Source organism: Natrinema sp. DC36, assembly GCF_020405225.1.
GTDB lineage: Archaea > Halobacteriota > Halobacteria > Halobacteriales > Natrialbaceae > Natrinema.
On record NZ_CP084472.1, the window covers coordinates 3,746,950 to 3,767,725 of the forward strand.

At 64.7% G+C, this 20,776-nt stretch carries 19 protein-coding genes and 2 pseudogenes; 12 read left to right on the forward strand and 9 right to left on the reverse strand.

The features are described from left to right. Positions 1-17: 17 nt before the first annotated feature. The 5 genes from LDH74_RS19065 (at position 18) to LDH74_RS19085 (ending at position 6,398) form a co-directional block, all read left to right on the forward strand. On the forward strand, positions 18-1,640 hold the full coding sequence (locus LDH74_RS19065; RefSeq protein WP_226040248.1) for an ATP-binding cassette domain-containing protein: 1,623 nt from the start codon (positions 18-20) through the stop codon (positions 1,638-1,640). Between the two features lie 116 nt (positions 1,641-1,756). Further along, positions 1,757-2,986 (forward strand): ABC transporter substrate-binding protein, encoded by a 1,230-nt coding sequence (locus tag LDH74_RS19070; RefSeq protein WP_226040249.1) that lies wholly within the window; start codon positions 1,757-1,759, stop codon positions 2,984-2,986. A 7-nt stretch (positions 2,987-2,993) separates the two neighbouring features. Continuing rightward, positions 2,994-3,953 (forward strand): branched-chain amino acid ABC transporter permease, encoded by a 960-nt coding sequence (locus LDH74_RS19075; protein ID WP_226040250.1) that lies wholly within the window; start codon positions 2,994-2,996, stop codon positions 3,951-3,953. A gap of 28 nt (positions 3,954-3,981) precedes the next feature. Further along, the gene (locus tag LDH74_RS19080) at positions 3,982-5,058 is read left to right on the forward strand and encodes a branched-chain amino acid ABC transporter permease (RefSeq protein WP_345778563.1); all 1,077 of its coding nucleotides are present in this window, start codon (positions 3,982-3,984) and stop codon (positions 5,056-5,058) included. Continuing rightward, complete coding sequence (locus LDH74_RS19085) at positions 5,055-6,398, forward strand: MmgE/PrpD family protein (RefSeq protein ID WP_226040252.1); 1,344 nt, start codon at positions 5,055-5,057, stop codon at positions 6,396-6,398. Before LDH74_RS19080 ends, LDH74_RS19085 begins: the two co-directional genes overlap by 4 nt. 680 nt (positions 6,399-7,078) lie before the next feature. Here the strand turns inward: LDH74_RS19085 and LDH74_RS19090 are convergent. Then, the gene (locus LDH74_RS19090) at positions 7,079-8,263 is read right to left on the reverse strand and encodes an ABC transporter substrate-binding protein (protein ID WP_226042565.1); all 1,185 of its coding nucleotides are present in this window, start codon (positions 8,261-8,263) and stop codon (positions 7,079-7,081) included. A 145-nt stretch (positions 8,264-8,408) separates the two neighbouring features. Further along, entirely contained in the window at positions 8,409-9,197 is a 789-nt protein-coding gene (locus LDH74_RS19095; RefSeq protein ID WP_226040253.1) for an SIMPL domain-containing protein, read from the reverse strand. Between the two features lie 133 nt (positions 9,198-9,330). Here LDH74_RS19095 and LDH74_RS26670 point away from each other — a divergent pair. Beyond that, positions 9,331-9,531, forward strand: a pseudogene (locus tag LDH74_RS26670) (cysteine synthase A); the annotation flags it as partial. After that, positions 9,526-9,645 (forward strand): annotated as a pseudogene (locus tag LDH74_RS26675) (enoyl-CoA hydratase/isomerase family protein); the annotation flags it as partial. The pseudogenes LDH74_RS26670 and LDH74_RS26675, both read left to right, overlap by 6 nt. A gap of 26 nt (positions 9,646-9,671) precedes the next feature. On the opposite strand, the gene LDH74_RS19105 reads toward LDH74_RS26675, so the two are convergent. Together LDH74_RS19105 and LDH74_RS19110 are read right to left on the reverse strand one after the other, a co-directional pair. Continuing rightward, positions 9,672-10,622 carry a glycosyltransferase family A protein gene (locus tag LDH74_RS19105; protein WP_226040255.1) on the reverse strand — a complete coding sequence of 317 codons (951 nt, stop codon included), beginning with the start codon at positions 10,620-10,622 and terminating at the stop codon, positions 9,672-9,674. Between the two features lie 53 nt (positions 10,623-10,675). Continuing rightward, the gene (locus LDH74_RS19110; RefSeq protein ID WP_226040256.1) at positions 10,676-11,383 is read right to left on the reverse strand and encodes a class I SAM-dependent methyltransferase; all 708 of its coding nucleotides are present in this window, start codon (positions 11,381-11,383) and stop codon (positions 10,676-10,678) included. Between the two features lie 224 nt (positions 11,384-11,607). Here LDH74_RS19110 and LDH74_RS19115 point away from each other — a divergent pair, with 224 nt between their 5' ends. The 3 genes from LDH74_RS19115 (at position 11,608) to LDH74_RS19125 (ending at position 13,608) form a co-directional block, all read left to right on the forward strand. Continuing rightward, entirely contained in the window at positions 11,608-11,889 is a 282-nt protein-coding gene (locus LDH74_RS19115) for a helix-turn-helix domain-containing protein (protein WP_098724663.1), read from the forward strand. A 114-nt stretch (positions 11,890-12,003) separates the two neighbouring features. Continuing rightward, the gene (locus tag LDH74_RS19120; RefSeq protein WP_226040257.1) at positions 12,004-12,855 is read left to right on the forward strand and encodes an MBL fold metallo-hydrolase; all 852 of its coding nucleotides are present in this window, start codon (positions 12,004-12,006) and stop codon (positions 12,853-12,855) included. A 30-nt stretch (positions 12,856-12,885) separates the two neighbouring features. After that, complete coding sequence (locus LDH74_RS19125) at positions 12,886-13,608, forward strand: YkgJ family cysteine cluster protein (protein ID WP_226040258.1); 723 nt, start codon at positions 12,886-12,888, stop codon at positions 13,606-13,608. A 234-nt stretch (positions 13,609-13,842) separates the two neighbouring features. On the opposite strand, the gene LDH74_RS19130 is transcribed toward LDH74_RS19125, so the two are convergent. Then, positions 13,843-14,253: a TRAM domain-containing protein gene (locus tag LDH74_RS19130; protein ID WP_226040259.1), complete on the reverse strand. Its 411-nt coding sequence runs from the start codon at positions 14,251-14,253 to the stop codon at positions 13,843-13,845. Between the two features lie 114 nt (positions 14,254-14,367). Next, a complete protein-coding gene (locus LDH74_RS19135; protein WP_226040260.1) occupies positions 14,368-16,095 on the reverse strand; it encodes a radical SAM protein in 1,728 nt (575 codons plus the stop codon). Between the two features lie 350 nt (positions 16,096-16,445). Between LDH74_RS19135 and LDH74_RS19140 the strand changes: the two genes are divergently transcribed. Together LDH74_RS19140 and LDH74_RS19145 are read left to right on the forward strand one after the other, a co-directional pair. After that, on the forward strand, positions 16,446-16,604 hold the full coding sequence (locus tag LDH74_RS19140; RefSeq protein WP_226040261.1) for a hypothetical protein: 159 nt from the start codon (positions 16,446-16,448) through the stop codon (positions 16,602-16,604). Positions 16,605-16,770: 166 nt separating this feature from the next. Beyond that, positions 16,771-17,256: an Hsp20/alpha crystallin family protein gene (locus tag LDH74_RS19145; protein ID WP_226040262.1), complete on the forward strand. Its 486-nt coding sequence runs from the start codon at positions 16,771-16,773 to the stop codon at positions 17,254-17,256. Positions 17,257-17,353: 97 nt separating this feature from the next. Here the strand turns inward: LDH74_RS19145 and LDH74_RS19150 are convergent, their stop codons facing one another. From LDH74_RS19150 to gatD, 3 genes are all read right to left on the reverse strand, one after another. Then, positions 17,354-18,544 carry an FAD-binding oxidoreductase gene (locus LDH74_RS19150; RefSeq protein ID WP_226040263.1) on the reverse strand — a complete coding sequence of 397 codons (1,191 nt, stop codon included), beginning with the start codon at positions 18,542-18,544 and terminating at the stop codon, positions 17,354-17,356. Between the two features lie 299 nt (positions 18,545-18,843). Continuing rightward, positions 18,844-19,137: a hypothetical protein gene (locus LDH74_RS19155; protein ID WP_226040264.1), complete on the reverse strand. Its 294-nt coding sequence runs from the start codon at positions 19,135-19,137 to the stop codon at positions 18,844-18,846. A 377-nt stretch (positions 19,138-19,514) separates the two neighbouring features. Next, the gene (gatD, locus tag LDH74_RS19160) at positions 19,515-20,774 is read right to left on the reverse strand and encodes a Glu-tRNA(Gln) amidotransferase subunit GatD (protein WP_226040265.1); all 1,260 of its coding nucleotides are present in this window, start codon (positions 20,772-20,774) and stop codon (positions 19,515-19,517) included. Positions 20,775-20,776: the final 2 nt, after the last annotated feature.

Genomic DNA, 20,776 nt, shown 5'->3' on the forward strand with positions numbered 1-20,776 from the left:
CTCTCTGATATACGTTCGTGAGCGAACCGATACTCGAGACTGTGGATTTACGAAAGGAGTTCGGCAATCTGATCGCGAACGACGGGATCTCCCTCCAGGTCGAGGAGGGCGAGGTTCACGGGGTCATCGGGCCGAACGGGAGCGGCAAGTCGACCTTCTTCAACACGGTGACCGGGTTCTACGACGCCGACGGCGGTGCAGTCCGCTTCGACGGGACCGACATCACGGGCGCATCGCCCGACGCGATCGCGCGCCGGGGCCTCGGGCGGACGTTCCAGATCGCGTCGCCGTTCAGGGACCTCACCGTCAGGGAGAACCTGCTGAGCGTCTACACCGCCGGGCTCAGGTCCGGGTTCCGCGTCACCGACGAAAAGCGCGAGCGCGCACGGGAGATCATCGAGCGACTCGAGATCGAACACATCGCCGAGCACGAGGCCAGCGACATCAGCGGCGGTCAACAACAGTTACTCGAACTCGGCCGGATCCTGATGCTCGATCCCGAGTGTATCATGCTCGACGAGCCCACCGCGGGCGTCAACCCGGCCCTTCAGGAGCGAATTCTCGACCACCTGCGCGACCTCAACGAGGAGGGGCGGACCTTCGTCATCATCGAACACGACATGAGCGTTATCTCCGGACTCGCCGACCGCGTCACCGTCTTCAATCAGGGTCGAGTGGTGATGGACGGCGACTTCGAGACGGTGACCAGCGACGAACGGGTCCGAGAGGCGTACCTCGGCGAACAGACGGATCCGGACGCTGGTCTGGGAGAGACCCTCGAGCGGGACAGCGCGCGGACTATCTCTCCGGAGTCGACCGCCGCAGCGTCGAGCGCGGACGAAGCCGACGGCGGGTCGACGGCGGTCTCCGGAACCGGGACGAGCGCGACCACCTCCCAAATCGTCACGACTGGAGCCGACGCGACGGGCGACCGGCAGCGACTCGTGGCGGAGAACCTCGTCACCGGCTACGGCAATCACACGGTAATCGAGGACGTCTCGGTCCGGAGCCACGACGGCGTCACGTGTATCTTCGGTCCGAACGGGAGCGGCAAGTCGACGCTGCTCAAAGCGCTCGTGGGCTCGGTCCCCGTCTGGTCGGGTTCGATTTCGCTCGGCGAGACGGACGTCACCGAGACGACGGCCTACGAGAACCTCGAGCACGGCATGGTGATGCTCCCCCAGGACGGCGGGATCTTCGGTTCGCTGACGGTCCGGGAGAACCTCCTGCTCGGCGGCTTTCGCGTCGATCGAGAGACTCGCGGGGAACGGCTCGATACCGTCCTCGAGGCGTTTCCCGCCCTCGAGGAGAAACTCGACGCAAAGGGGGGATCGCTCTCGGGCGGCCAGCAGATGATGCTGAGTTTCGGTCGCGCGATGATGACTGGCTCGGAACTGTTCTTGCTCGACGAGCCGTCCGCGGGCCTCTCACCGGCACTCGTCGACGACGTCTTCGAGATGACGGAGACGCTCGTCGAGCAGGGGGCGCAGGTCATCCTCGTCGAACAGAACGTCCGCGAGGCGCTACGCATCGCCGATTACGTCTACATTCTCGCCCAGGGCCGCCTCCAGTTCGACGGCGCGGCATCGGAACTGCTCGACGAGGACGAACTCGTCGAACTCTACCTCGGCCTCGAGTAACAGCGGCGAAACCCCGTGCGATTTGCTTATCCCTATTGGATATCGAAGCGGCCGACTCCGTCGTTTCTGAGAAAAATTGGCAAACATATATGTGGCTCCGTTTCAGATACCAGTGTATGCGGAAGGGTAACAACCATTCGGACAGACGATCATTTATCAAGTACATCGGTGCCGCAGGCGCGGTCGGCCTCGCCGGTTGCATCGGACAGGACCCAGCAGAGGATGGGAACGACGGCGGGATCACCATCGGGTCGAACCATCCCCTGAGCGGGAGTCTCGGTGGAACCGGTACGCGGATGGACAACGCGGTGAAGCTGGCCGCGATGATCAAGAACGAAAACGGCGGTATCGAGTCGCTCGACGGGGCAGAACTCGAGGTCATCAGCGAAGACAACCAGGGGGAACAGGAACTCGGCGGCGAGGTGACTGACACCCTCATCGACGACGGTGCGGACGTCGTCACGGGCTGTTTCTCCTCGCCGGTGACGAACGCGGCGACGCGTGCGGCCGAGAGCGCCGGCGTGCCGTTCGTCATCTCCGTGTCGGTCGACGACGCGATTCTCCAGGAGAACGACCGACAGTACATTTACCGCCCCCAGCCGCCGGCGACCCAGATGGCGATCGATCACGCCGAGTTGATGCCCCAGGTCATTCGCGACGCCGGACAGGACGTCGAGACGGCCGGACTGTTCTACATCAACATCGACTTCGGTCAGTCGGTTCGGGACGCCCTTCGCGAAGAGTTACCGAATCAGGGTATCGACGTCGTCGAGGAGGTCAGCATCGACTTCGGCGAGACGGCCGACACGGCGGTTACACAACTATCAGAGGCCGATCCGGACGTCGTCATCGCGACGACCTACGAGGCGGAGACGGTCGAACTCGTCCGGGCGATGGACAATCAGAACTACGCCCCGCCGTTTATCGCCGGCTGTGCGAACGAGGCCCTCAACGACGTCAACGCGCTCCAGGAGATGGGCGACACCGTCGAGGGCGCGCTGCCGACGAACTTCGCGCTCAACCCCACGAAGGACCGCGCACTGGAAGTGCAAGACCGGTACGAAAGCGAGTTCGACGAATCGTTCGACGCGAACGTCGCGATGACCTACGCGGCGACGGAGGTCATCATCGCGGCCATCGAGGAGGCCGGCTCGAGCGATCCCGACGATATCAACGACGCGCTCTCCGGGATCGAAGTGACCGACCACATCGCGGCGATGCCACCGATCACGTTCGACGACAACGGTGAGAACGCGAACGCCCTCGCGCCCCTGTTCCAGGTTCAGGATCTCGACGATCGCGTCGTCTTCCCCGAAGAGTACGCCGAGACAGAAGTCGATCTGTAACCACTCGATGATCTCAACGACGTTCTTCAGTTTCGATCCGACGGCCGGCTTCGAGACGGTCGTCGGTCATGCGAGCGAGTCGGCGGTAGCGGCGTTCATTCAGCCCTCGACGGCGCTCCAGCTGCTGGCGTTCGCCATCCTCCTGGGCGGCATCTACGGACTCGTTGCCCTCGGGCTGACGATGATCTTCGGCGTCATGGACGTGATCAACTTCGCACACGGTGCGATGATGGTCGTCGGCATGTACACGGTCTGGTGGGCCTCGACGGCGCTCGGTCTGAACCCCTTCCTCATGATTCCGGTCGCCGTTCTCGTCCTGTTCGCGATCGGCGTTGTCGTCCATTTCGCGACGATCTCCCCGATCATGGACGCGCCACAGGAAAACCAGTTGATCGTGACGTTCGGCGTCATGCTGATACTGGTCAGCGCGATCGAGATCGCGTTCTCGGCGAACCCGCAGAGCCTCGGGCTCAGGCTCGGTTCGATCAACGTCGGTGGCCTGTTCTTTCCGCTCGGACAGCTGTACGCCCTCCTCATCGCTGTCACGGCGGTCGTCGTCGTCTGGGCGTTCCTCCAGCGGACCCAGCTCGGTCGAGCGATTCGAGGGACGGCGGACAACCGAGACGCAGCGCAGTACGTCGGGATCAACGTTCCCCGGATCGACTACGTTACGTTCGGGCTCGGTGCCGCACTCGCCGGACTCGCGGGCGCGGTGATCCCGTTGTTCCAGGGGATCGATCCGTATCTCGGGGATTCGTACCTGATCAACGCGTTCGTCATCGTCGTGCTCGGGGGTCTCGGTTCGTTCCCCGGCGCACTGTTCGGTGGACTGATCATCGGCTTCGTCCACGTCTTCGGACAGTACTTCCTCCCCGGTTCGGGATATCAGATCGCGATCTTCCTAATATTCATCCTCGTGCTGTTGCTCAAGCCCGAGGGACTGCTCGGAGGTGGTGTCAGTGAGTAACGCCGGCTTCTCGAGTCGCCTCGATCGGATGCGACGAACGTATCGGGCGTTCCAATCGAAGTCCTACGCGATGCCGGCGGTGCTCGCGGCCATCTTCAGCGTGTTGCTCGTCGTCCCGTTGCTTCTCGACCTGTACTTCTTCGGGTTCAGTCTCGGCTCGTGGATCAGCGTCCACATTCTGGTCATCACGCTCGTCTGGGCGACCGCGGCGCAGGGGTGGAACATCATGTCCGGCTACACCGGCCAGTTCTCCTTCGGTCACGCCGCGTTCTTCGGTCTCGGCGCGTACGGCACGATCATGCTCCTGAACACCTCCGGACTGAACCCGTGGCTCGGAATGCTGATCGGGGCGACCGCCGCCAGTCTCTACGGACTGGTCATCGGCGTCCTCTGTTTCCGGTACGATCTTCAGGGGCACTACTTCGCGCTCGCGACGCTCGCGTTCGCCGAACTCCTCCGGCACACGTTCAACACGTTCTCGCGACTCGGGGGTGCGAGCGGCTTCTTCAAGCCGCTTCCCACGTCGTACGGAAGCGAGTTCGGGCTCGCCGCGTTCCAGTTCCGAGAGACGTTGCCGTACTACTACATCATCCTCGGATTCCTCGTCCTCGTGACGGCCGTCTCGTTCGCGATCAAACGCTCGCGACTCGGACTCTACCTGTTCGCCATTCGCGAAGACGAGCGCGCGGCGGCCGCCGTCGGTATCCCGACCTACCGGTACAAGCTCGTCGGGATCACGGTGAGCGCGTTCTTCACCGCCTGGGCCGGCGCGTTCTGGGCGATGTACTTCGATACGATCCGGCCGGATACCGTCTACGACCTGCTCGTCAACGTCGAGATTCTGCTGCCGGCGATCGTCGGCGGCGTCGGGACGGTTCTCGGTCCGATCGTCGGTGCGTTCGTCGTCATTCCGCTCAGCGAAATCGCGCGACAGGCCGTCGACATCAGCGGATTCGACCGGGTCATTTACGGACTGGTACTGATCGGCATCGTCCTCTATAGTCCGAAGGGTGCCGTCTCGTGGCCGCGACGGCTCGTCGAACTGCTGAGCGAGTACGGACCGTACGATAGCCAGCTCTCGACGTCGACCGACGAGGACGAATGACGGCCGAGGCGTCGTTCGCATCGTTCGTCGCCTCCCTTTCACCCGAGGACGTTCCCGCCGACGTGCGCGACCACGTCGGCCTCGTCGTCGCCGACACGATCGGTGCGATCGTCGGCGGTTCGACGACCGATCCCGTCGCATCGCTGCGTAACCGCTACGCCGATCGATACGAGGGCTCCGCGACCGTCCTCGGGACGTCCACGGCGCTTCCCACCCACCAGGCTGCGACGCTCAACGGGACCGCCGGGACCGTTCTCGAGCTCGACGAGGGGCACAAGCTCGCTGCCGGCCATCCGTCGATTCACGTCCTCCCCGCGCTGCTCGCCGTCGCGGAGACCGACGACGGGGACGCCGAGGCGTTCTCGACGGCGTTCGTCGCCGGCTACGAGACGGCCGTTCGCGTCGCACGGGCCTGCCAACCGCTCGCCGACGGCTATCACCCCCACGGCGTCTGGGGCGTCGTCGGCGCGGCGGCCGCGATCGCCAACTACGAGCGACTCGACGAGGAGACGACCGCTGATGCACTTCGCATCGCCGCCAACCACGCCCAGCACACGCGGTTCGAGGCGGCGGTCGAGGGATCCACCGTCAGAGACACGTACGCCGGAATGGTCGCACCCGATGCCATCGCTGCCGTCGATCAGGCCCGGAGCGGGTTCACCGGTCTCGAGGACGGCGTCCGTCGCCACCTCGCGCGGACGAGTGCGGGGCCGATCGAGTTCCCCTCGCCGCTGGCACTTGGCGACCGCTGGGCGGTGACCGAGGGCTACTTCAAAATTCACGCGGCCTGCCGATACACCCATCCCGCGCTCGATGCCGTCGACGCGCTGGACGCGGTCGAACCGCTCGACGTCGATGCGGTCGACGCCGTCGGGGTCGAAACGTATCCGGCCGCAGCCGCGCTCGCCGATCCGGAACCCCGGAATCGACTCGCGGCGAAGTTTTCGCTTCCGTTCGCGATCGCGACGCGGCTCCGAACCGGCCACGCCGGCAAGGACGCGTTCGAACCGGCAGCGCTCGAGGACGCGACCTATCGCCTCGCGCGTCGCGTGTCGGTTGAACAAACTCCCGAGTTCGAGTCCGCCGTGCCCGACTCGCGGGGGGCGCGAGTCATCGTGACCCTCGAGGACGGCCGCGAGCGATCCGAAACGGTCGAACGCGCTCGCGGTGGCGCACACCGTCGCTTCGACGAGGAACGTCTCCGCGAGAAGTTCCGCTCGCTCGTGGCTCCCTCGCTGGGGGACGCGGCGGCCGAGGACGCATGGGTGACGATCCGCGACTGCTGGTCAGGCGAGACCGGTTCGCTCTGCCGAGCCGTCTCCCCATCGTCGAACGGTTGACCGTTGCCGGACACGGCCGGCCGCCTCGCTCAGCCGACCTCTTTATGTAATGTAACTAGTAAATCTATATTCATACCGATATAACAACATATAGTGGCGGTACTCTTTCTCGGAGTACCGTCTCGATATTATTTTCAGTGATTCCTTTGAATTGGCACTTAATAGCCGGAAAAACGGCTTTTCAGAACTCGATCCCCTGCTGGTAGAAGCTGTAACACCACAGGGTATAAAATAGCTGGAATACTGCTATATATGGTGATTTAATGTCTGCTAGTTCAATTATATTGTCGAATTCTACTGGTATTGTTATATTAGTCAGGAATATATGCTCAAAAGCAGTATATATCTATACAATATAAATAACTGGTAGAGAACTATTATACAAAGCTGGTATTTATTCGGGGGGTGGGGCTCTGTCGCTTTCGAGATGCGTTTTCTCCACTACTCGTCTCCCATCACCCGTTCCAGAAGTTGCTTGAACACCCGCATTTGGAGCGAGGTTCGTCAGCCGGGTCACTGGCTGGTCTCCCCGAAGGAAACACACCGCCGCAGCGAGGAGGAACCACGATCGAAGCGCACCGTCTCGAGGGCCGCTCGAGCGAAAAAGACGCCGGCGGAACTGTCCTGTCCCTTCCGACCTATCGTCGCGGTCTCTGTCCGTCTACACGGTATCGTGCTCTTCACTCCCCGTTGTCGCTTCCGCCGGTGACGATGTTCGCGACTCGGTCGCGATCGAACAGCTGCTCGTCCGTCGGAATCTCCGGGTACGGACTGCCTGATTCGTAGCCGGGCCACTCGCCGAATTGGTCGGGGTAGAGCTGCTTGGCGGTCATCTCGAGCTGGAAGAGGTTCATGATGGGGCCCTGATAGCGCATGCCGCTGGCGAGGACCCGGTCGTTTTGTACTGCTCTCAACTCGCTGCCGGCGGAGTGCGATTCCATTCGGTCGCGAACGTCTTCGATGGCATAATTTGGCGTAATTCCCCAGAGGTGGAGGATGATATCCGGATCCGCGTCGAGCATCGTCTCGTAGTTGACGGTCCCCCAGTCGCCCGACCATTCCACGTTGGCGAGCGCGTCGCGGGCACCGAGCGGTCGCGTTTCCGCCTGCCAGAAGCCGGGCGTGTTGAGATTGTACGTGTAGAACACGCCGTCGCCCAGCGTGGCGCGTGCGACCGTCGGCCGATCGCTCTCGGGCGGCAGGTTCGATTCGATCTCCGACATCGTTTCCTCGTAGACGCTTGCGAGCGCCTCGTATCGCTCTCGTTCCTGAAAGACGGCCGCGACCTTCTCGAAGAGTTCCCAGAGGGTGTAGTACTCGTAGCTGTCGGCGTACGCCGGAGCCGGGTCGCTGTGAACGCCGCTGTGATAGCTGCCGACCCACGGGGCGATCGTGTCGGCGATCTCGTCGACGGTCGATTCGTCCCAATCGTCCTGGGTCGTCAGCACGTACGACGGATCGAGGAAGTGAACGTCGCTATCGTAGTCGTAGAGTTCCTCCTCCGTCACACCGTCCTTGAGCGGGTTCTCCAGGCCCTCCCAGTCGAATGAGATGCCCTCGAGTCGCTCGTAGAACTTGTTCATCGTCGATCCCGACATCTCCGGAGCGTGCAGCGAGTTTACGGCGTCACCGTGGCCGAGCGCGACCGCCATGTCGGCGTAGTGCGCGAAGGTGACCATCGCGTCTTCGGGGACGCCGTCGAATTCGATCTCATCCATCGGTGCCATCGACACCGTGTACGAGCCGGATCCGTCCTCCGAATCGCCGTCCCCGCCGAGACAGCCGGCCAGTGCTGCGCTCCCGGCCGCGATCCCCCCCGCCACGAACGCTCGTCGACTTCGGTCGAACTGCTGCGTCGATTCCAATTCCATGTGGTTTAGGGAGGCCTAACAATTGTAAAAAGCGTTCGGTTTTAGGTAAGCCAAAACTCGCTGCTGTGACACGATCGCGTCGCTCAGAATCGAGCTTCATTGAGCCGCCGTCGCGGACGTCGGTGTCGTGCCCTGCCGGTCACCTCGTGAACGCGTACGTGACGGTCACGCTGGCGCTGACGCTGACCGACTCCGCGTCGATCTCCGTCGGCGGTGCCCCGCCGCTGGCCGCATCGTCGGTGGCCGCGGTTTCACGACGGACGGAATGGATCTGCACGTCGCCGGTCGTAACGGCCGTCGCTCCCTCGAGTTCGACGCCGCGGTTGTCGGCGACGTGACCCGCCTCCTCGTCGGCGTTCGCCAGTGCCGCGTCGATCGCGTCCTTTCGGCGTTCGGACCGCGTTTCCTCTTTCAGGGTAAAGCTCACGTACCCCACGTGGTCCGCACCGGCCGCGACCGCACCGTCGATGATCTCGCCGACGCGGTCGACGTCGGCGACGGTCACCTCGAACGAGTGCGTCCCCTCGAACCCGTCGTCCGCTCGGCCGCGCATCTGATGGACCCGGTACTGTCCCTCCTCGACGTTCTCCTCGGGGATCCCGAGGTCGTCGAACGCTGTACGAAGCGCTTCGGCACCGCTCGAGAGCGCGTCGGTGACGCCCTCGGCGCTCTCGCCTGACGCCTCGACGCCGAGGCTGACGACCGCCTGGTCCGGTTCCGTTTCCACGTCCCCGCTGGCGCTAACCGTGATTTCGCCGTCCGCGTCGGTCGCGCCGGATTCCGATTCGGGAGTGGTGTCCGAATTCGATTCGGGTTCGTCGTCCGGCTCCGTTCCGCCGTCGCCGCTACTGAGCGGGCTTCCCGCACAGCCAGCCACCGCTGTCGTCAGGCCGATACTCGAGGCCGCGAGGAACTGTCGTCGATCCATAGGTGATCGACCGCCGGAGACGAGAATAAACCCACCCCAAGCTCAAACGGCCCTTTGAGCCTCGAGCGTCCTCGTCGAGGCCCGAAGACGTTCGGGGGAACTGGCAGCGGGGTGGCTCCGGTCGACTGAACCAATGGACGGAACCGCCGAACCCACAGCTGACATCGATGCCGTTGAGACCGTCGCCGACCTGATCGGCGAGACACCGCTGTTGCGACTGGAGAGCGTCGCCGACAACTGCTTCGGGAAGCTCGAGGCGGCCAACCCCTACTCGGTCAAGGATCGGATCGCGCGAGCGATCCTCGACGCCGCCGAGCGAGCGGGCGCGCTCGAGCAGGGGCTCGCCTACGAACGCAAGCTTGCATACGAGGTCGACGACACCCACGACTACCGGGAAGGGTTCGAAGTTCGACTCGAGGACAGGGAACCGGAATTCCGCGGGGAGTGAGCGACCGCGTCCGGTGCGATCGCCGATCACCGCCAGTCGTAGACCCGGACCGCTCGGTCGTGGCGCTCGGCGATCCCGTTCGGGTTGCGCCGACTCGACCGATCCCGATACCGTGCGCGAACGCCGTCCCAGAGGCCGCGCGTGATGTTCGTGACGACGGCCGTGCCGTCGGATACCCATCCCGTCGGCGTCGCCTCGCCCGCTGCCAGCCGACGGACGCCGGCGGCACCCTCTCCCAGCGCGCTGCCGGCGGTCCGGGCGAGGACGCTCGGTCGCAGCCCGTAGTTCTTCGCCAGTCGGTAGGACAGCGACCGGTAGGTCGCTCCCCAGTCGGGATCGGCCCGGCCGCCGTCGGAACGGAGTTCCGACGCGGATCGCCCCACGTCGATCGCCTCACCGCCGTCGGTCCCGATCTCGCAGCGGGCGGCCATGGCCGCGTCCCACGACACCTCGTACTCGAGGCCGGCCGTTCGGTGTGCGCAATCGCGTTCGCTCGCTTCCTCGAGGTACTCGTCGAAGCCGTTCAGGTCCTCGAGGACGGACCGTTCGAAGGCGACGTTGCCGCCGTGAAAGTGGGTTACCGATCGACCGGCGACCTGCTGTGGTGACTGCCGGTCTCCACTAGCGGGGCCGCCCGTTACGGGGCCGGTGACGACGTCAGTCGCGCCGGCCATCGCCTCGTCGATGGCCGGATACCAGCTGTGATCGATTGCGTACCCGCCGTCGAGGAACGCGACGACCTCGCCCGTCGCGAGTTCGAGGCCGGCGTTTCGGGAGACGCTCGAGTTCCGCTCGGATATTTCGACGAGGACGTCGATGTCCTCGCGGTCGCGGACGACGCCGGTCGTCCCGTCAGAGGATGGCCCGTTGACGACGATGACCTCCGTCGATGACGGCGTTCGTTCCGTGAGGGCGTCGAGACACGACAGCAATCGCTCCCGGTCGTTCAGCGTCGAGACGACTACCGAGAGCTCCATAGCATCCGATAGGGGCTCCTGATAGTAAATAGATGGGATTCAGATCGGTTCGATCAGCGGACGCGCGCGCTCCAGTACGACACCGACGCGAAGTGGTCGGTGACCGGCAGTTCTCCGACGGCGTTATCGAGCGCGCGCAGCGGCGACGCGAGCCCGTTGGGAATCGACCGATACAGTCCGTAGGGGAGGAGGAAGTCGTCCTCGACGTCGACGAGCGTCAGATCCGTCTTCGCGAGCAGGACCGCGACCTCGCTCTTCGAGTAGAGCCGCGACCCCATCGGGAGCGCCCAGTTGTAGATGCTCCGCGACGAAAAGCGGTTGAACGTGTCGAAGACGATCTGATCGCTGGAGACGCGTCGCATCTCCGCCAGGAACGCCTCCGGATCGTCCGCGAGGTGGAAAAACCGCATCGCGATGACGGTATCGAAGTGATCATCCGGGAAGGGGAGCCGTCCCGCGTCACCTCGGAGGAACTCGAGCGTACCCGCGATGTCCGCGTTCCGAGCCTTCCGTCGTCCCTGCTGTAACATCGCCGCCGAGATGTCCAGCCCAACGACGTCGGCTCCCTGATGGGCTAACATGACCGTAAACCGCCCGGTACCACAGGCGATCTCGAGGACCTTCTTGTCCTCGACGGGCATGATGGACTCGAGAACGGCCGCTTTCTCCCGACGGTCGATCAGCTGACCGCCCCGGGAGAATCGCTTGTCGTCGTATTCCTCGGCGATGTCGTCGGCTTGGTACCACTCCTGTCCTTTCACACTGAGCGAATCTACTGTAGCGATGGGATAAAACGATACTGGAGTCCGCTGACGAGTTGCTGACGAAACGAAACCCGTAATAGCCTGGTTCGAACGGGTCTCGATGCCGAAAACCGGCAATCATTCATCTGTGTTAATACCTCATTCATATGCCTTATACAAACTACAGTATTCGTATCCACATATAGGGAAGCTTTACCATCGACGGTTTCGCTGCAGTAGGTATGAGCACGAGTACAGCCGAGGATCGTGGCGCCGCAGCCGAGGAGACCCTGTCAGAGGACGAATACCGCGATCGACTCCGCGACTTACCGCCGAGCGCGAAGCTCGTCGCGAAAGTGCTGGAGGCCGACTCGCCGCTTTCGCAGGGCCAACTCGCCGAGGAATCGCTGCTCCCCGACCGCACCGTTCGCTACGCGCTCAACCGACTCGAGGATGTCGGCCTCGTCGGCTCGCGGTACAGTTTCCGCGACGCGCGCAAGCAGGTTTACTTCCTCAAGAACTGACCGTCTCGTTCCGACCGCCCGCCAATACGGTCTCCACTGTTCGAGGGAATGGGGGACCGGTCGGCGTCGATACGTGCCGATACATCCTTTTTTGCTCGGTCGTACTCTCGAGTCATGCACGTCACTCGCTGTCCCGTCCCGGTCGCGACGCGCGCTCCCGGCGGGAAGACCAACGCCTACCTCGTCGGCGCGACTGGGTCGTCCTCGGCCGACGAGCGGGGGGAACAGGACGCCGACCGCGATCCGGCGATACTCGTCGATCCGGCGGCGAGAACCGACGATATCGATCGCCTGCTCGAGGAGCACACCGTCGAACACCTCTTCGTCACTCACACCCACCCCGACCACGTCGGTGCCGTCGAGACGTACGCGGCCGAAACCGACGCGACGGTCTGGGCTCGCTACGGCCGGACCGACCGCTTTCGCGACGCGACAGGGTGCGATCCCGACCGCACGTTCGCGCCCGGGACAGTGATCCCGCTCGGCGACGAGCGCGTCCGCGTCCTCGACGCACCGGGACACGCTCCCGATCACGTCGCGCTCGAGGCCGGCCGCGGCGGGCCGATCCTGTGTGGCGACTGCGCCGTCCGCGAGGGAAGCGTCGTCGTCGGCGCGCCGGAGGGCGACATGCGCGCGTACGTGACGACGCTGCGTCGGCTCTGGGCGATTGACCCGCCGGTGCTCTATCCCGGTCATGGCCCCGAAATCGACGCTCCCCGGCAAACCCTCGAGCGCCTGCTCTCCCACCGGGCCGAGCGCGAGCAGCGGGTACTCGAGGCGGTCACGTCGGGTGCCCAGTCACTCGAGGAAGTCCTCGAGTCGGCCTACGAGAAGGACCTCTCGGGCGTTCGCGACCTCGCGCGAGCGACGGTCGTCGCCCACCTCGAGAAACTCGCCGTCGAAGACAGCGTGGAGTGGGACGGCCAGCGGGCGACCGCGCTCGCGACCGACGCCGAGGACGACTGACTTTTCCGCGTTGACGCCCTCCGCTCGGGTGTGCAATCGCTCGAGGCCGAACTCGACGACGCCCGCCGACTCGCGGTCGACGACCTCGCGGACGCGATCGAGTCGATCGGCTTCGAGTGTACCCGCTGTGGGGCCTGTTGCAAGGCCGACGCCGAGGACGACCACACGGCAACCGTCTTTCCCGATGAAGTGCGAACTCTCGAGGAGAGCGCGGCGCGTAGCGCCGCGGACAATCGAGCGGTGGAACCGCGAGATAGTGACAGCTACGACGGCGACTACGACTGGCGCGATGTCGCCCGACCGATGCCGTACGGCCTCTCGGAAACGGAGGATGGCGACCTCGAGGGCGAGACCTTCGAGTGGGCGCTCCAGACCGACGGCTGCGGCGACTGTACGTTCTACGAGGAAGATGACTCCGGCACTGGCGCGTGTACCGCTCACGACGACCGCCCGCTGATCTGCCGAACCTACCCGTTCAGCGTCGCGCTCGCGGGGACCAGCCAGCCGATGGGCGAGGCCGTTGACGAAGCGGGGATGGTGCGGGCTCACGAGTGCGAGGGGCTCGGTCGCGATATTTCGCGAGACGATGCCGAAGAACTGGCTCGAGCGCTCAAGGAACGAGCCGTTCGGGAACTCGAGGAGGCCATCGCCGTCCGTGACAACTACGAGCCCGCCGATCGCGACCCGGGCGAGGTCGTCGTTCACGACTCCGAAGGCGCGAAACGGGTCGATGGGACGCCGCTCGAGGAGTGACGTAACTCGAGTAGAAGCGAGTGGTTCGTACAGTTATTATCCACTGTACGGCGCGCGAAGCGCGCCGTTTCCCCGAGCGCGAGCGATGCGAGGGCCGAGCGAAGCCCTCGGAAAAGCGAACGGGGAGGGACGGCCCGTGAGCGGAGCGAGCGCTCGGTCTTTTTTGGTCCAGATTTTTTGCCCGGGTTCGAGCGCGCCTTCGGCGCGCGAGGACCCGGGTAAAAAAGGTGGTTTTTAGAACGTATCCTCGATGATTTCGCCGACGGCGAAGTTCGACTTGACCTCGGTGACTTCGATCTTGACGCGTTCGCCGACGTCGGCACCGGGAACGATGATGACGTAGCCGCGTTCGACGCGGGCGATGCCGTCGCCCTGCTTGCCGATGTCTTCGATCTCGACGTAGCGCGTTTCGCCGACGTCGACCGGCGGCTGCGGCTCCGACGGCGCGCTCTGGGCCGTCGCGGTCGCCGTCCCCTCGTCGGTGCTCGCCTCGTCCTCCCGCGAGATGAGCGCGACGCGGTAGACCTCGCCGGGGTCGATATCGCCGGTCTCGATCTCCTGACGCGGCACCTCGATGACGTATCGATCCTCCTCTTCCGAAACGTCCGTACTGAACAGACACAGCAGCTTTTCAGATATTTCCACAGGGAGACCCCTCTGTTTCACTTCTGATTCCCATCCATAATAGAACTACCGACACCGAGCCGTCGATTAACGGACAAAGCGACCGTTCCGGGATGAATCCGACCGAAATCGAACTCAATCCGCGCGCTCGAGCGGCCGCGTCGTCATGAACTGCGTGAGGTCGAACTCGGTTCCGAGGGACGCGTCGGCGACGGATTCGTAGGGACGGTTGACGACGATATCGCCCGCGGTGCGGTCGCCGATGCCGGGGATGGCGGCGAGTTCGTCCATCGAGGCCGCGTTGAGATCCAGCGGGTAGGGAACGCCGGTCACCGAGCGGTAGCCGTGATCGACGACCGCGACGTCGATGGTCCGCTCGAGTTCGCGTTCGCCCGGGATCCCGACCAGCAGGGGGTAGGTGCCGAGTTGCCGGCCGAAGGTCTTGCCGTCCTGGTGGTACTCGAGGTGGACGTCCGGGAGGACGGTTCCCGGGGGCGCGACGCGCTCGAGCATCGGGTTGTCGATCTCCTCGCGGACCCGCTTCTTGTAGCGTTTGAACAGCTGCTTGTGCTCGTTTGCGATCTCGGCTCCCGTCTCGCTCATGTCGGTGCCGTCGAAGGCCATCACCTGCCGGATGTTGATCCGCCGGAGCATGTAGCCCTCGTCGTACACTCGCTGGAGGAACGCGCGATTGCGCTCGTAGGTCTCCTCGCGCTCGCCCTTGAGCCCGTGCAGGAGGTTGATTCCCGGGAGGAGCTTGGGCAGGCGGCGCGGCGCGTCGTCGCCGAAGGTGGGCGCGGCGTCAGGATCTCCTCCGGGTCTCCATCCGGCCTCCTCGTTGACGATCCGGACCGCTTCGAAACACTCCTCGGCGGTGACGTTCAGGTTGTTCGCCTCCTGAACGACCGGGTCGGCCGACTCGAGGCCAAACGCGGCCGTGTCGCCGGGCGTGTTGTGCTCGGCGATGATCCGGATCCCCTCCCGGCTCTCTTCGGGCCACTCGACGATCGTAATGGGGTTCATGTTGTCGAGGTGGAGCGTCTCGAGGCCGGGCGCGACCTCGCGTATTCCGCTGTAGAGCTGTCGCAGGGCGTCGGGATTGGGCGCTTCGCCGTCGCCGCCGTAGGCGAGGATGTCGGCCTGTCGGCCGAGCCGGAAGTGTTTCACGCCGTGATCCGAGAGCGCGTCGACCTCGCCGACGACCGACGGCGGCGACCGGAAGGACGGGTTGCCGTACAGCGGCTCCGTACAGAACGAACACCGGTAGGCACAGCCGCGGGAGGTCTCGAGTTCCGCAATGAGGTGGTCCGGGTGGTTGGGGTGTTCTTCGACCACGAACGCACCCTCCTGGGCCCACCGCGAGACTTCGTCGACGTCGCGCATTCGGTTGTTGAACCCCTCGAGACCGCTCTCGACGAGGTCGTAGACGGCGGCTTCGACGTCGCCCTTGGCGACGAAATCGAAGTCGAGATCCCGGCGTTCGGTCTCGGTCGCGCCGGCGTTCTCGTCGCCGACGCCGAACTTGACGGGGCCGCCCATCAGGCTCGTGCCGCCGGTCGTCCAGGCGAGCTTTCGGACTTCGTCGGGTTCGGCCGGCGTGCCGCCGACGTACTTCCCGGGGACGGTCATTCCGCCGAGGTAGACCAGCAGGTCGGCCTCGTCGACGTCGCGCCAGTAGTCAGGTTCGTCGCGGAGCCGATCGATCGTGTGGTACGTGATTTGCTCGCGCGGGACGCCCGCGTCGACGAGCGCGCCCGCTGCGTACCGGGGATACGTCGAAATGTACGGCGGCACCCCGAAGTGCGCGGGCTCGTCGACGTAGCCGTCGACGATCGTCACCGCCAGCGTCTCGGGGTCTGTCATGGCTCCCGATAGCGACTCGAGGGGTAAAACGGTGACTACACGAGAGCCCCTGCCGTTCGATCCGCCCACTGCAGTGGTCGTATCGGCCGGCCGAAACGAAGCGGGAGTCGACCGTGTGGCGCGCGCTGGTGGTGCGCCCGAGCAGATGCGAGGGCGTGGCCCACAATTCGTGCGAGGGGCGAGTGAGCGAGTACAGCGAGCGAACGAGTCGGCTGGGGAGGGAGAGGCTGTGGGTGGGACTTTCTGGGTTGCAGTAATATCGATGTAACGGTTGGCCGTAGTAATTGAGACACATCCGTCTGAATGCCGCAACCCCGACGTTGATGGTCGTCGTAACGCTACTATGGAACATGCCACCCACTGAGGAAATCGTCTGTACCGACGAGGACTGCTTTCTCGATATCTTCGAGAATCACTACACCTACGACGTGCCCGACGACTTCGACGTCTCGGAGCTCTCGTGCCCGGTCTGTGGCGGAACCGACTGCCTCGAGCGGGTGGAACTCTGAGCGGAGTTCCCTACCCGTCAGACGTTTCTTTTGTTCCGAGCAAAAGGAATATCAATCCGGCTATCGTACCCCTTCCTACGGTCATGTCTCCCATGCACTGCAAACCCTTTCTCCATGTCCCCGCGACCGCCGCCCGCGTCCCACGCACCGCCCGGGGTGACGCCCCGTGACCCTCAAAGACCTCGGTAAATCGGTCGGTAGCGCGCTGTACCGACAGGTCGGCCGCGCGAACGGCCGCGTCCAGAACCACCGATCGCTGCCCGTCGACGTCCTCGAGAACGACGCCTCCTACCGCGTCGTCTTCGACGCGCCCGGCGCCGAACCGGACGACGTGCAGGTCCGCTATCTCGAGGGGAACGTCAAGATCCGGATCGACCGGTTCCGACAGTTCCACGAGGGGTACGAGATGCGGTTTCCCGGCCGCGGAATGTCGCTGTCCGCAGACGCCGAGTTGCCGACCGACGCGGTCGTCGATCCGGACGCGGGAACGGCGCGACTCTCCGAAACTGGGACGCTGAGCGTCGAAATTCCGAAGGACTCCGCGATCAGCGACGCGTCCGAGGCAGAGTCGGATACGAAAATCGACGCAACTGACGCGACCGACGCGTCCGATTCGGGAGCCGATACCGAGCGAGTCACTATCGACGACTGACTCGGACGGATTTCTCATACGGACTGTTGTCAGACAGTTCCGGAGCGACCGCAAACCGTCCTGCGGTCGCTCCGGGACATCGATACAGTGGATCGTCTCAGTTCGGGTCGAGCGCCATCCCTTCGACGACGTCGAACGCCTCGTCGCCGCGGAACCGCGTCGGATCGAAGGCGTCGATTCCGTCCCCGCCGAGTATTTCTTCCGCGAGCCGTTCTCCGATCGCTGGCGCACGCATGAAACCGTGGCCCTGGAATCCGGTCGCGACGTACAGCCCGTCGCGAACGCGTCCGACGAGCGGATCCCGGTCGGGCGTCGCCGTACAGAGGCCGGCCCACGCCCGCTCGAGTTCGCGATCGCCGTCCGCGACGCCCGGAACCCGGTGGGCAACCCGCTCGAGTAACCCGTCTGCGAACGCGGGATCGGCGTCGCGCTCGTACGCGTCGGGGTCGGCCTCGCGGTCTTCGGTCCCGTCGCCCGCGAGGAGGCCGGTCGCGTGAGGTCGCAGGTAGAAGCCGCCGGTCGCGTCGTAACACATCGGTTCCGCGAGGTCGGCGTTCGCGACCAGCGCCTGCACGCGGTACGGCTTGACGGCAAGGGGAATGCCCGCATCCGCGAGCAGCCCCTTGGTACGCGCGCCGGCGGCGACGAGCACCGCGTCGACCTCGTGGACCTCGCCATCGGGACGAACGACTCGCGCGGGATCGGTTCGGATGTCGACCGCCGTCTCGGTCTCGAGGGTCGCGCCGGCACCGGTGGCCGCGGCCGCGAGGCAGGCGGTGTACGCGGCCGGATCGACGTAGCCCGCCCCGCCGGCGATCCCCGCGACGGCGACGTCGTCCGTCCGAAGGGCGGGAAACCGTTCCGCCAGCGCGTCGCCGTCGATCTCGAGGGCGACGATGCCGTTGTCCTGCATCCGCCGCACCTGGTCGCGGATCGCGTTGGCCCGTTCGGAGTCGCCTTCGCGGGCCAGCCAGACGTAGGGGCACTCGACGAACGGGAACGTATCGTCGCCCGAGAACGCGCGGAACCGCTCGATCGCGTCGCCGGCGATCTCGGCGTCGAGCCCGTCCGCGAAGGCGTCGTAGCAGATTCCTGCGGCCCGCCCGGTCGCTCCGCTGGCGACGCCGCCCCGATCGTAGAGCGTCACGGCCGCGCCCTCGCACGCGAGATCGTAGGCCACGGTCGCACCGACGGCTCCCGCGCCGACGACCGCTACCTCGAGCCCTGCGCCCCGTTCGGTGAGCGCGTCCGCACCGACGGCCAGCGCCGGTTCGTCGGCGTCGCTCATGGGCTATCACTCGCGAGAACTGTTCGGCGGGGTCGGCTCGAATTACGGCCGCCGGTGGGACTCACGTGGTCGGGGTCGCCGCTCATAGCCACTACTCGTTGTGGGGACCACTTATACTGACGGCTATCCGTCAGTACGTCCGCCGGTGGCTGCGACGGCTGGTCCGCGATTGACTCCGGGGAGGAAGGGGTACGACGGCAGGAGGGGCGGAACTCCATGGTTCAGTGCCCTCTCTCCCTGCCGTACGGTAACGTATCAATCGATTACCAATAGAAGTGGCTCCAAAACAGTTTGGTATCTCAGGTGACGTACAACGAACGCGCGATCACGAGAAAGCCGGCGAGGACCAGTAGGCTCTCGAGGAGAATGCCGGTCATCAACGGGACGGCGAGAAGTTCGTACAGCATGCCGGCGAGGACGAGCCCGAGCGTGACAAGCCCGAAGCCGAGTGCGAGATAGCCCAGCGCCGGCTGGCGGGTCCGCTTATAGGCCTTGTACGCGAAAAACGTGATTACGCCGCCGACGATGAGGACGAGCGTCTTGACGACCGCGAGTGCGATCGCAGTCGGCATCGCCGCGGCGTAAAACGACATAGCTGTTCGTACTCGGATATTCCAGAGCCGTACCAAGAACCTTGCCGTTCCCGAAAGCCGTGTTGCGTGTCAGCCACTCTCGTGATCGATCATCGGGGCTTCTCGTACTGTATCCAGCAGAGATCTCTGTCTCACTCAGACTGGCCAACCGACGTGCGGTGGCGCGCGCTGTGTCGCGGCGAACCGATTGGTGAGCCGCGGCCCGACGCTGCGCGAGGGATGAGTGAGCGAAGCGAACGAATCGGTTGGGGAGGGCGTGGCGATTCCCTGGTGCCACGATAGCAGGACGCTTTGTCTCACTTGTTTTCCGCAGAATACACTACTCCATTCACGTGCCACTACTCCATTCATATGCCAACGTTCGGAGAGCGTCCGATCTACTCCCAGGGGACCGACCGTTCCTGAATCTCGCCGGCCAGCGAGGTCCCCATCGCTTCCTCGACGTCGTCCGAATTCGCGAGCGCCCACATCAGCTTAACCGTCGCCGTCCCCGGGAGCGTATCGCCGGCCTCGACCACGCCGGCCTCGAGCAGGTCCCGACCGGTATCGTAGACCCGGTCGCAGACCCGCCCCTCGAGACATTGACTGGTCATGACGACCGTCGTCCCGTCTTCGATCAGTTCTTCGATGCGGGGAATCAGATCGGTGTGGACGTGGCCGAGCCCGGTCCCTTCGATGACGAGTCCCTCGCTTCCCTCGACCACGTCGAGGAACTGAGGATCCATCCCGGGCGTGAACTTGAGCAGTTCGACGTCGTCCTCGAGGTCGTCGGCGAGTTCGAGTTCCGTCTCACCGCGCTCCTGATACTCGCTGTGGAACTCGATTTCCTCGGTCTCGTAGTCGACCGCACCCAGCGGCTCCGCGCCGACGGTCTCGAACGCGTCGCGACGAGAGGTATGGTTCTTCCGGACGCGGGTGCCTCGATGGAGCGCACAGCGGTCGTCCGATTCGGAGGCGTGCATACAAACCATGACCTCGGCACAATCGCTCTTGGCGGCCTCGACGGCCGAGACGGCGTTCATCACGTTATCCGAGGACGGCCGGTCGGCCGAGCGCTGGGAGCCGGTGAAGACGATCGGCACCGGCGTCTCGAGCATGAACGAAAGGACCGACGCGGAGTACTGCATCGTGTCGGTGCCGTGCATGACGACGACGCCGTCGGCACCGGCCGCGATCTCCTCGTGGACCGCCTCGGCGAGGTCCCGCCAGATCGGCGGCTCCATGTTTTCCGAGAGGATGTTGGCGACGACCCGCCCGCGGTAGTTCGCGCGGCCCGCGAGGTCAGGAACGGCCCGCAGGACGTCTTCGGCGTCGAACTGCGCCGTCACCGCGCCCGTCCGGTAATCGATCGTCGAGGCGATCGTCCCGCCGGTCGAGAGCAGCGAAATCGTCGGCAGATCGTCGTCGAACTCGATCTCCGAACTCCCCGCCTCGTCGTCCGTCCCCGCCGAGTCCGTGCCGTCGATCTCGTAGACGTCCTCCGCGAGGACCGACACGTCGGCCGCCTCCCGATCGACGCCGACGTTGTAGCCGCCCTCGAGTTTCACTACGAGCTGCTCGTCCGTGTTCGAGGGGAGCAACACGCCTTCGTACGTGCGATCCGCGCGGTCGACGCGGACGCGGTCGCCTGGGTTCATGG